An 11773-nucleotide genomic window follows, 5' to 3' on the forward strand; every position below is an offset into this window, starting at 1 on the left:
CGTTCCCCTTCACATCACCATCGAATTCATATTTTCGCGCTTCATGGCTTCGCCTAAAATGAACCGATACATGCGGTCAAACTGGCGCAGGGAGCCGCCCTTGGCCGTGAAGAAGTTCTCCAAAGCGCGATATTCGTCGCCATCCAGTGTTGGTAGGAACTCCGGTACCGTTGCCATTTCGATTGCCAGCCTCTTCCGCATTGACATCAAAATCATGTTGAAGTGTTCGACAGATAACCTCGGAACGACGAAGATTTGGAAGCGGTCGATCAATGCCTCTGGTAGGCCATCCAGACTATTCGCCGTCGCAATCCAGGTGACATGAGAGAGATCGACATTAGCCATCAGACAGCCGTCGAAACACATTTCTGGATTACTGAGCATACTGAGCAAGGCACCCGCTGCCGATCCATTTTGACCGCCGACGCGAACCCCTTTGTCGATTTCATCGATGATAAGGCAGGCATCCGCGCTTTCGCTAGCATGGATAGCAAGAAATGGTGCAGACGGCCGCGATGCCGCCCAACCGCGATTTACGGGCGCAATGCCTGCGCTATCTGCACTTCCCCCAACTGAAATCAGAGTTGGCTTGTGGCCAAAAATTTCGCCGACACGACGAGCCAGCGACGTTTTTCCGGTACCTGGTTCGCCAACAAACAGCATCGGCTTCAGCTTTGGAACAGACACACCAAGCGATCTCTGCAGTTCGAGGGCAACCTCAATGGTCTCTGCGATTTTTGATGCCCATGGCCACTCCCTCTCAATTGCAGCCTGGAATGCACCTCTTTCTGGCATTGATCCCTTCAATGGAAGCGGAATCCCGATTGTTTTGACAAAACGCTTATGAATACTTTTACCTTCACCTGAGTCGGCATCTCCGATGTCCCTCACAACACAGACTTCGCGATGCTTCTGCGGCGAACTTTTATATGATTTCCTAATTGGGCGACGCTTGGGCTTTAAAGGGTTCTCATTGAAATCCATTGCCGCCAGAATTGCCTCCACGGACTCGTCGTGTCTATCATGAACGACGCGATGTGTTGGCCGCAGTCGGATTCCTTTTGCCAATTCCCGTTCCTTATCCTTCCAACGCCTGATGGTGTTGGTGAAGTCTGGCACCATTTGCAGACCGACTTTGGCATCTGATTTTTTCCAGATCTGAAAGAAAGCGTTGATTTCGCTCAGATACAGCGAGAGCGCCTCAGTATTTCCGAAGCAGGCAGCGACCCACAGCAGGAAACGAGCATAAGAAGTCAATGCCTCAGCCTTGCAATCGCTGTCACAAATCAGGGATTCAGCAAGGTGGACCTTCGCCATGTTGAAAGCGGAGGCTCCATCCGTAATTTCCATACTGAGCACGCTTGCGATTTCCATCGCACGAGACGGATCTTCTGGATCTGCAAGCCAGATAGAGGGATCGAGGACCTCATTCTGCCCTAGCTTTTCGTCTGCCTTCTTAACCATTGGAAACCCCTTTTCACCTCATCTGCCATGCGCCAATCAAGATTGGGAGGAGAGAGGATTGGGCTCCTCGTATCAGTTTCAAAACGACTTGACAATAAGCAATTATGAATTATAAGGATAGCAACGTAATCGCAGTGGGGGCGCATTCTCTTTCATCTCCGATTGCAAAAAGGAGATGACGGATGAGTACATTTTTGACTGCCGACACGCATTTTGGTCACCCATTGATGTTGACCGCGCTAAACAGGCCTTACCCTCACGTGGACGAGATGGATGAGGCCATGATTTCCGCTTGGAATGCCGTAGTTCATCCAAAGGACACCGTTTGGCACCTCGGCGACTTCTCAATGAAGCACGAACAGCGTCGGGTATCCGAAATCTGGCACGCGCTCAACGGCCGCAAGTACCTGATCATTGGCAATCATGATGTCGATAAGAAGGGAGATCTGCTCCCTGCCCTGTCGCGACTGGATTGGGTCTCGGTTTCCCATTTTGCGGAAATCAAGCATGACGGCCAGAGGATCATGCTGAGCCACTACGCCCCTTACGTCTGGAATCAAGCTCATCGGGGTGCATATGCAGCTTTTGGCCATAGTCATGGTCAGGTTCTGGGCATGCCTGGAACTATCGACGTCGGTGTCGACAATCAGAGTCTGCGCCCGATCTCGGTCGAAGAATTCATCAGGCAGGCCGAAGAAAGCATCATCAATGCCGAGGAAATCGTGAATACCATTTCCGACCGCCTGATTGGCCTTACAGACGTCTGGAAAGAACAGGCGAAGGCCATCAAACAAAACCGCCGTCGCATCAATGAAGAGGAGTCCTCAAGTCCATTCCGCCCTTAACCCCTGGTGGTATGCAAGCCGACAGTTCAGCCTAGTCGGGACCAATACCAGAAAAGGAGAAACGGTATAATGAGATTATGGGTGATTTCCGACCTTCATTTGTTGAAAACAGAGCCTTCCGAATTTGGATCAAAACTTCGAATTCCAGAGGCTGACATTTGCGTGCTCGCAGGTGATATCTGTGATGACCTCGAAGCTGGTCTGCAATGGGTGGCAACGATTATTGCCACACACATGCCTGTCATCTTTGTGCCAGGAAATCACGACTTCATCGGTCGAAGTCTCACCGGTACCGTGCCTGAAGCGCAGAGTATTGCAGCGCATTGTAGCGGTAATGCACACGGACGGCATCCAATCCATGTACTGGATAACGAGACCCTAGTCATTGACGGCGTACGTTTCATTGGAAGCACGTTATGGACGGATTTCGCTATCCTCGCGCCTGACAATGCCGATGCCGATACTGTTGAGAAATACAGAAACCAAGCGTTGGCCAATATGAAAGGCGCGATGCCGGAATATCAGGCAGTCTATGTCAACGAAGCCGTTGGTGGCGTTATTCCCAAACTGATGTCGCCCAAGGATGCTTACTGGCTTCATCTCGATAGCCGTAGGTATCTGAAAGAGGAATTATCAAAGCCGTTTTATAAAACGACAGTTGTAGTAACTCACCATGCACCGCATCCCAATTCGATATCGACCTTTCACGGTCGCAATAATCTGACGCCGGGGTTTGTATCTGACCTGACTGACATCATCGAAGGTTTCAAACCAGAGCTCTGGATCCACGGGCACGTTCACGAGACATACGATTATCAGGTCGGCAAAACACGCATTTATTGCCATCCGAAAGGCACTGGCAATCCGAATTTCAGCTGGCAGGGCGGTCTGATTGATATCCCGTCTGCAAGCCCAGTACCAACTTTTAGGAGCAGCAGATGAAACTATGGGTATGGTCTGACCTGCACCTTGAGTTCAGTTCTTCCGATTTTAGAACTCTCGACGATATTGTACCGCCTGCTGACGCAGACATCATCGTCTGTGCGGGCGACCTTGCTTGGGCAAGCCACTATCCTCGTCTTACAAGGCATATAGTGGAGAAGTTTGACATACCTTTGCTGATTGTTCCTGGAAACCACGAATACTATTCTCAGGATTCATTCGAGAGTGCGCTTCATCTGATGCTTGACGTCGCTCAACGCTCGATTGACGAAGACTGGGCTCACCCTGTTTATGTGCTCCAGCGCAAGACCCTTGTATTGGGCGACGTTCGTTTTGTCGGTGCCACGGGATGGGTCGATTTTGCATACGGTCTAGAAGGCCTTGATGATACCGAATTCGAGAAGGAGATCGCTCATCGTTTCCATGAGGCTCCGCATATTCTGAATGATTTCAAGATGATTTGGAGAAGGTTAGCTCCTTTTGTGTTCAGTCCGGAAAGAATGCTTCAGCTTCACCAAGAAGACCGAAATCACATTCTGTCAAAGATTGAGGAGCCGTTCGATGGCAACACCATCGTGTTGACGCACCACATGCCCCATCCGGATTGCACTCCAGAAATGTATAAGAATAACAAGCACAACTACCTGTTTGCGTCATCAGAGAAGCCATTCGGTGAACTGTTTCATAGCGATATGGCACCCGATCTTTGGATTTGTGGCCATACGCATGAAGCCTTCGACATCGAGGTAGGCCGGACGCGGATCGTCTGCAATCCGCACGGATACGACCACGAAGCTTACACAAATGGCTTCACATGGGACAAGGTCATCGACACTGACGATCTCCGCCCCCAACCCAGCAGGAGCTTGTGATGCGCCTTTGGATTTTCAGCGATTTGCATGAAGAGTTAGGAACGGTCAGAGATTTTCCAGACCGGAAGCCTGATGCTGATCTGGCCGTCATGGCTGGTGATTGGACGCATGCTGATAAACTGGAAGAGACGGCGAAGGCATTCATTGAGCGATTTCAGATGACAGTAGTCTATGTCGCTGGCAATCACGAATTCTATGACAGCTTGGGGCGTCGCTCAGCGTTTGAAACCGATCAGCTAATCCTGAAGCTTGCTGAAGCCAAATCGAAAGTATGGGATCACCGCCTGTATGTCTTGGATGAAGATACGGTCATCATCGATGGCGTAAGGTTCATCGGGGCAACTCTCTGGGTGGATTTCCTGATGTCGCTGAAAGACAAAAACCTGTTGCCAACGCGGATGAGACAGGCCACCCATATGCTCAATGACTTTGAATCCATTCGTATGCGCAGCGGACTACGCTTCGAGCCTTCTGACATGCTGGAACTTCATCATTCGAATGCGGAATATATACGGCGCGAGCTGGCCAAGCCTTTCGATGGCAAAACGGTGGTTGTCAGTCATCACTTGCCGCATGAAGCATGCACGCCGGAAATCTATAGAGGCTCAGAGGCCAATTACCTGTTCGCATCCTCGGCGGAAGCATTTGGCGACATCTTTGAAAGTGAACATGCCCCAGCTTTATGGATATGCGGTCACACCCACCATGCAATCGACATCCAGATTGGGCGCACGCATGTGGTCTGCAATCCGCTCGGCTACTGGTGGGAACAGCGGTCAGGCAACGGGTTCAAAGACAATCTTGTGGTCGATCTGCAGGAAGAACAATAGCTGTGAAATCTGATGCACTGAACGCTTTCAGGGAGATCCAGTGGCTCGCGAATGGTGAGACTGTGCAAGCTATTGTGCTGTCATGGGCGGCGATGAACCTGGTCTCTATGAACCTTGCATCTTTGCCCGACAATCTTCCTGCACTTCCAAAAGAGAAAGCGGATACGCCGTTATCGCTGGATGAAGCTCGCCAATATCTGGATTACAACTTCCAGCCATATGAGACCGGATTTCATCCATTCGTTGCCTGGACAGAAAACTGGATCATCACAGTGACTGGTGAACGCCCCACTTTCGTTCGTTATCCACGCAACCCTTCGCCCTTCCTGCCTCAGGCGTAATCTCATTGAAGAGATAAATGAATGTCTGGAAAATTGCACAAAATCGCGGGCGAACTCGGTATCGTGGCTGAAAACCTTGATGGCAGCTTTATTCTAATGGATGTCCGCTCGCTGGATGATCGACCGCCGCAGGATCAGCTATGGGTAGTCGTGGATTTCGATGACCCCGAGCGCGAACAGGCCATCGAACGAGCAAAACAGATTGGTGACCAATACGGCGTGCCGATCCGGACATCCGACTATGGCGACATGGAAGAAGATTTCATGGACACGATGCGTATTAGTGGGGCTGCCTATCAGATTTTTGAGCGCCCGCAGTTTGCCAAGCTAATCCGCAAGCACCCTCGCCTGTCGCGACCTAGGCTCCACGGATGGGAGATCGGTGTTGGCTGGATTGGCCTCGTTGATAGATATTTCGACGTGGTTGACCACGTCGTTCCCGAACACGTTGGTTTCAAGGTAGTGCAGATCAAAGAGAAATTCGGAGGTCTCCGTCTTTATTGCCAACCAGTTCTTCCGCAAATGAAGACAAAACAGGCGGACGATGACGTCATAGTCAGTCATCAACCTCGGAAGCTGGAACGTTGGGAACTGGAACTCCAGATGGCAAAAACCCTTGCGGAACAGCGGTCGTATTTCGTCTGCGAGCGTTGCGGACAACCTGGGCGTTTACGCGTTCGTGATGGCTACTATTTCACCGCTTGCGACGAGCACGCGACAAAAAAAGACGGCCAAATTGCCGACGTCGTCGATAACCATTCCATCATACGCATTGACGGCCGACGACTGAAATACGATCCAAACAAAGATGAAATGGTCGAAGTCCCAAGCATTCTTGAGAAAGTCGAAGGCCTTACGGATCTGGAAGTCCGGGCAATTCATAGAAACCTGCGAGAGCAACATGAACTCGATGATGTAACGGTGCTTTATGCCGTCAAAAGGCTCGATTGGGGCAACACCGGAGCCGGATATTTTGCCATCGTGCGCCTGAATGACACCAAGGAAATCCGACTGATCGAAACCGAGACGTGGGGACAACTCTCGCTCCCAGCTGAGGGTGCAATGTCGGATGCCATCAAGGTATATCGTGATCTCGCAGACAAGACCGAGGCGATGCTTAAGCGGTATCGGGAATTGAAGGGCTTCAAATGACCGATGTGAATGAAATCTTTCCGCCCATCGACTACACAGACATCTGCGATGTGGTGCAACGAATTCGCATGCTTAACTGGGCGGCGACACTTAACTCGATGAAGATGACTCCAGCCATCAAAGGTTGGCTATCTTACGACGAATTGGATTCCTTTTTGCCATTCCTCGATGCCCTGAATGCCCAGGTGCGAGAATTCCAAGATGGCAAAGCCAAAGAAGTCGCTCGCCGACTGACTACCGAAACTGAAAGAGTCTACGCAGCCCTCCAGATTGGTGGATTTCGCACACCACCCGTCGACGAGGTTCTGAAGCGGTACGTCAGTGGCAACATTGGTGAGGCCACCGCTAAAATCGTGCTCGACCTCGATTCACGGCAACTCAGAGATGCCCTGCAGACACATGGGCTGTCAACCATGCAGGAAACCAATTCCGAAGCCGATGAGACTGTCGACTTCTCATTTCTGAAGAAGCCGAATTGATAAATATTATCGGAAGCTGGCGGCCATGATGTTCAGGTCGTCACCAGGAGGCTTGTTATGACATCAAAATCTGATGATGACCCCAAGATTGCAGAACTCGATGAGTTGGAAGAGGCAACGAGGTTGGTAAAGGCTGCGAGGGCAGAGAAACGGGCGGCGAAGGTTGCCAAATATGGTGCCGATTTTTCACCTGATCAGCTTAAGACAATTACTGATAAGGAAACCGAGTGAGACAACGAAAACCCCACTATTGAGTGGGGTTTGGCATCGAGTTCAAATGTCATGTCTGTATTAGGTATATGGCGGCAAATGCACGGATAGAGCGCTAAAGCCAGAAATAAACGCCCAGCTCAGCAACCACACAATCGCATACCAAAGCAGAATAGTGACGGCAATGGTGATGCGACGCCTTGTCTTGCTGTAGGTGCGACCGCTGTTCCTTATTGCTTCACTCCATCCATTTCTATTCGGCACATTATAGACGAGGACAGCTAAGAGTATGAAATAGTAGACGAATCCACCTTTCTCGCTACCCAATATGGTAAGCATAGGCCCTCTTACAGATATACCATCGCTGCCGAAATAGGTATAATAGACGAGTTCGGCGATTATCAGCGGAAGATGGAATATGGCAACAGCAAAAAGGAATCCAATACCTGCTGCTATACTATTTATCTGTGACTTTGATAACGGTTTTCCTTGTGGCATCATCACTGACATCCCTCCTTAGAAACTGTCGTCAACGTGTGAACTAACGTCTGCTTTCGCTTCTGTTGGTGCGGCTGGCGATATGTCTTTCGGATTGGATGCAGTCGTTGTTATCGAGGCTACCGAGGTCTCACTTGAAGGCACCGATTTCTGAACAGGTGCGATCTCAGGCTCTACTTCGTCGACAATTGGTCCTGCAGCGCGTTCTGCCTCCACGTATTCTTCGTGTGACATTTCATCAGCCGCAGTATCTTCTACGCTGGCATTTGCCGTCTCGGTCACTTCACTGACAGAATTCTTGCCTATCTCCTTCTCGATCCCCGCATCAACAGGCTTCAACGCCAATTGACTACCGGACTCATCCTTTGTCGCCGCCTGAGCGATCAACGCGATCATTGTGGCGTCCAAAGCACCGGTTTCAGGAAGTCCTTTGTCTTTCTGGAATGCGACAACAGCAGCAGAAGTCGCCTTGCCTACAAAACCGTCAGGCTTTCCAACTTGATTGTATCCGAGAGCTACCAAGTGCTCCTGCGCAGTCAGGATAGATGGATCGGCGACAGGTTTAACAGCTTGGTTTGCGACAACGGCCGCACCTGCGACGGCTCCCGCTTTACCTGTATTCGACTTCGCAACCGACGTTGCCTTGCCACTATTACGTGATGCCGGAGCCTTCTGTTTCGCTTTTGACTCTGCAGACTTCTGCTTGGATTTATTTTGAATGACATAACCAGCACCACAACCGACAAGACCGCCCCCGATTTGAGCGAACTTGCGTGCGTTACCGCCAACAAACGATCCTGCTATGGCTCCCACGGCTCCACCAATGGCGCAACCGCCACCTCCAGCAAACGCACTTGGCACCGACGATACACTGACCGCCGATGCCATTAATATAAGTGTAGCTACTTTTAATAATTTCATTGTGCCTATCTCCTTTAACAAATAGCATAATATGCAATTAAGCATAATTATAGTTGTTACCACTTGTCGGCGCAAGGCACCAGCTTTAGTCAGAAAGATAGCGCTCTCAATTGAAAGTGATTTTTTCTCAGTAGTATGTAGCTATGAAACTTGAAACCAGGCATTGACCCAAATATGCTTGGATTCATTGACTTCTCCCGTTTTGAACTCGGGGAAATCGGTATACTTGAATATTATAGGGGGCGATATGATAGATGATGATAAAATTCCGACAAGCTTGATTGGATTGCTTTCAAAGATAATACCCGATTATTACACTCGCGCTCAAATTAATGCGCTGTTTCTATATGCTGGGACACCTCCCAGCTCTCCAGACGTCAATAAAATGATGGCCGTACAGTCCAGTTTAAGGGCGACTAATATCGAAAATGAGTTTCCGTTGAAGGTGCTGGGAATAATCCTAGATGACTTTATGGAAAAGCAAATCCACGAAATTCACACATGGGACTCAGCTACACCGACTGAGCATGAAATTGCACTGGAAAAATATAAGACGAACATCCGTGAAACACTTAACAGAGAAGGGCTTTCCTACGTAAAAGGTGGCTCAATCAATAAAGCAGGAACCAGCTCCACGGTCTCACTCTATGAGAACGTCAAGAGGCATGGTTTCGCTTCTGTCGAGATAGAAATTCAACGTGCACTTGCCCAAATAGAACAAGACCCACATGCTGCTGCACATTATGCCGGAAACGTCTTAGAGGCCACAATCAAAGCTTATCTGGACAATAAGCATGTGCCCTTCACAGACAAAGACACGCTCTCAACGCTATGGAAAATGGCGTCGGATCAAATGGGGCTGAATTCAGAGGAATGGAATGATAAAGACTTAAAACTGATAGGATCCGGCCTGTCAAACATTGTTACAGGGATCATGTATATTCGCAACAGGAAGAGTGCTGCACATGGGAGGTCTGCAGAGCAGGCTAAAATATACATAATCAAACCCCGACATGCCCGTTTGGCAATCCATAGCGCCCACACAGTTGCCGCATATTTATTGGAGTTGATAGAGTAGAGTGGCTTGAGGTCATATAATTTCGATTAACGCGGTTTAATCTTCGACAATATTCGCAATATTTGGCCCTATTATAAGAAATTCTATAGGCCTTGTTCTTCTATCTCAGGAAGACCTGGCGTCGTCAGGTTCACCGTTGGCCTATCACTTTTCGATATTCTTCCGAACATTTGTCGTAAGGGCTGCAGGAATTCGACATTGTCTGTCGCAATGAAGGTAACAAAAAAGGCGTCATTAAATGACACCATTGCGGCGACTATGTCAGTTTTATTGGTGTTAAATCTCAAATGGAATTGTTTTCCTGACTGTTGTACCCCCTGAACAAGTTGAGCGTATCCCGGCATTACTGAAATTATATGCCTGTATGTAGCCTCAGATATACCGCCATTTAAATACCACTCAGTGTGAATCAGTCCCGTCTGCTTAATCGGGCGGTCTGTGAAATGTGAGAAACCTGCCATCGCTAGTTTTGCGGAGAAAATATTTAGGTATTTTCTCGTTAAGGGACCGTTCGCTCTTATTTTTTTTATGGGTCGCAATAATCCGTTGTGTAAGACGTATGAATCCTCAAGATCTGTACCGAATATTTCGTGCTCAATACCCGGTATTCTTTTTTTTTGCCGAGCGAAGTAGGTCTCTTATACGATCTACCTTCCACTTATCATCTGCTACAGCCTCTAAGTGTGCCATCATGCCAGCAAGCGCGTCAGCTCCACTAGAACCTTGATTACAAGTATTGCAACACGCAAATACCCAGCCGTTAGGTCGAACATTCTTGAACATGTTCCTGGGAGGCATATGCTCGATAGAGAATTTGCTAAACTTATTACAGTATATACAGCCTGTCGCGCGCTCTATGATTTGTGCGTGCGTTAATTGCATTCGCTTAGCCTCCCCCATAACCACCCTCAATATAGACGTTGTTCAGTAATCATAAATTTTGTCATTCTGCGTGATTTATGCCTTCGCAAGCGATAAATTCAGAACGTCTCCCTAGTCAATGAGACAGCCGCGAATTTTACCAATATCAAGTGCCAGTACATCAAAAATTGTCTGACGTCACAAGCACCATTGCCGTGAATGTCAGTGGGAAATGCCCTAACATTCCCACCAATCTTTGTCGGTTTGGTTCAACTTCAAGTTAACTCAGCGAAGCAATCGCTCAGCATGTTAAATCCCAGAGTCATCCTGTCGCTGACGACGTGCTTACCTGCTGAGCTACCTGAGACTGAGAATGGGCGGCAATAGCCTTGGTTTCTTCGACGTCTTGCATTGTCACGCGGACGGAATGACCCTCAGATTGTCTCTCTTCAACAGCCCTCTCGATGCCCGTCATTTCAGCATCGGGTTCCGACTTGCGGATCGCTGCCATCTGGTCTGCCACCTCGGCATTGAATTGTAGTTCCATGGTGTCCGAGTAGCTCTTATCGCCAGCCTTAGCTTTGGAAACGGTTGCCTGTGCCTGATCATGGGCTTCAGCATATTTATCAGCGGCCTTCGTCTTGTCCTCACTGGTTTCCGCTTTGGCGTAGTCGGCCGCCGCTTCACGAACTGCCGACATCTGGCCGTCGAATTCCTTACGATCATTCATGTAATCGTTGAATTCCTGGTTGATTGCCATCTTCCTATCCTCAGCCTCCAGGATCGCATCAATGTCACCAGATTCCGTGGCTTGCTCGTATTGCTGATCCGCGCTGACTGATGCCTGCTTAAAATCAGACGTAATCCTGTCATCGATGGCCGATGCCTCAGATTCAGCCTGGCGATTTAAATCGTCAACATCGCTGGCAGCACTCGTATCCTCAATTTCAGATGCAGGTCTGGAGGCATCTACCTCAGCAGTCTTGATGTCATGATCTGGCTGTTCGGTTTCAACTTCGACGGCTGCCTCTGCTTCAGTCTCGATTTCCGTTTCTTCGGTATCGACGTCAGGCTTTTCCAGCTCGACTTCGGGTTCCTCTACGTCGACATCAGGTTCCTGAATTTCGATATCGTCTTGAATAGCCCCGAGTTTTGTAGACACCCTCGGGTTAGGTTCTCTGCTGCTTCTCGAACTCGACGGGCGACAGCATCCCGTTTCTGACGTGCTTGCGTTTCGGGTTGTAGAACATTTCGATGTAGTCGAACACGTCCTGGCGAGC

14 protein-coding genes are annotated in these 11773 nt (G+C 49.2%); 9 read left to right on the forward strand and 5 right to left on the reverse strand.

Annotation, left to right across the window (positions count from 1 at the left end):
- Positions 1-9 precede the first annotated feature (9 nt).
- On the reverse strand, positions 10-1464 hold the full coding sequence (locus FJQ48_RS10840; RefSeq protein ID WP_139975139.1) for an AAA family ATPase: 1455 nt from the start codon (positions 1462-1464) through the stop codon (positions 10-12).
- 182 nt (positions 1465-1646) lie between these two features.
- Here FJQ48_RS10840 and FJQ48_RS10845 point away from each other — a divergent pair, with 182 nt between their 5' ends.
- The 8 genes from FJQ48_RS10845 (at position 1647) to FJQ48_RS22365 (ending at position 7156) form a co-directional block, all read left to right on the forward strand.
- A complete protein-coding gene (locus FJQ48_RS10845; protein ID WP_139975140.1) occupies positions 1647-2309 on the forward strand; it encodes a metallophosphoesterase family protein in 663 nt (220 codons plus the stop codon).
- A gap of 69 nt (positions 2310-2378) precedes the next feature.
- Complete coding sequence (locus FJQ48_RS10850) at positions 2379-3251, forward strand: metallophosphoesterase (protein WP_139975141.1); 873 nt, start codon at positions 2379-2381, stop codon at positions 3249-3251.
- Positions 3248-4123 (forward strand): metallophosphoesterase, encoded by an 876-nt coding sequence (locus tag FJQ48_RS10855; RefSeq protein ID WP_139975142.1) that lies wholly within the window; start codon positions 3248-3250, stop codon positions 4121-4123. Before FJQ48_RS10850 ends, FJQ48_RS10855 begins: the two co-directional genes overlap by 4 nt.
- Complete coding sequence (locus FJQ48_RS10860) at positions 4123-4953, forward strand: metallophosphoesterase (RefSeq protein WP_139975143.1); 831 nt, start codon at positions 4123-4125, stop codon at positions 4951-4953. The genes FJQ48_RS10855 and FJQ48_RS10860 overlap by 1 nt, the downstream gene beginning before the upstream one ends.
- Before the next feature lie 2 nt (positions 4954-4955).
- The gene (locus FJQ48_RS10865; RefSeq protein ID WP_139975144.1) at positions 4956-5294 is read left to right on the forward strand and encodes a hypothetical protein; all 339 of its coding nucleotides are present in this window, start codon (positions 4956-4958) and stop codon (positions 5292-5294) included.
- A gap of 21 nt (positions 5295-5315) precedes the next feature.
- Positions 5316-6446 carry a hypothetical protein gene (locus FJQ48_RS10870; RefSeq protein ID WP_139975145.1) on the forward strand — a complete coding sequence of 377 codons (1131 nt, stop codon included), beginning with the start codon at positions 5316-5318 and terminating at the stop codon, positions 6444-6446.
- Positions 6443-6925: a hypothetical protein gene (locus tag FJQ48_RS10875; RefSeq protein WP_139975146.1), complete on the forward strand. Its 483-nt coding sequence runs from the start codon at positions 6443-6445 to the stop codon at positions 6923-6925. Before FJQ48_RS10870 ends, FJQ48_RS10875 begins: the two co-directional genes overlap by 4 nt.
- Before the next feature lie 57 nt (positions 6926-6982).
- Positions 6983-7156 (forward strand): hypothetical protein, encoded by a 174-nt coding sequence (locus FJQ48_RS22365; RefSeq protein WP_180350182.1) that lies wholly within the window; start codon positions 6983-6985, stop codon positions 7154-7156.
- Positions 7157-7216: 60 nt separating this feature from the next.
- On the opposite strand, the gene FJQ48_RS10880 is transcribed toward FJQ48_RS22365, so the two are convergent.
- Positions 7217-7639, reverse strand: a complete 423-nt coding sequence (locus FJQ48_RS10880; protein ID WP_139975147.1) for a hypothetical protein — start codon at positions 7637-7639, stop codon at positions 7217-7219.
- Between the two features lie 12 nt (positions 7640-7651).
- The gene (locus FJQ48_RS10885) at positions 7652-8554 is read right to left on the reverse strand and encodes a peptidoglycan-binding domain-containing protein (protein WP_180350183.1); all 903 of its coding nucleotides are present in this window, start codon (positions 8552-8554) and stop codon (positions 7652-7654) included.
- Between the two features lie 247 nt (positions 8555-8801).
- Here FJQ48_RS10885 and FJQ48_RS10890 point away from each other — a divergent pair, with 247 nt between their 5' ends.
- Entirely contained in the window at positions 8802-9632 is an 831-nt protein-coding gene (locus FJQ48_RS10890) for an abortive infection family protein (protein ID WP_139975149.1), read from the forward strand.
- A 1183-nt stretch (positions 9633-10815) separates the two neighbouring features.
- Here the strand turns inward: FJQ48_RS10890 and FJQ48_RS10895 are convergent.
- Both FJQ48_RS10895 and FJQ48_RS10900 read right to left on the reverse strand, forming a co-directional pair.
- Positions 10816-11655: a hypothetical protein gene (locus tag FJQ48_RS10895; RefSeq protein ID WP_139975150.1), complete on the reverse strand. Its 840-nt coding sequence runs from the start codon at positions 11653-11655 to the stop codon at positions 10816-10818.
- Positions 11656-11662: 7 nt separating this feature from the next.
- Positions 11663-11773 (reverse strand): IS3 family transposase (locus FJQ48_RS10900; protein ID WP_139973699.1); only part of this gene is annotated, 111 nt, incomplete at its 5' end.

This window comes from Ochrobactrum sp. CGA5, assembly GCF_006345815.1.
Taxonomy (GTDB): domain Bacteria; phylum Pseudomonadota; class Alphaproteobacteria; order Rhizobiales; family Rhizobiaceae; genus Brucella.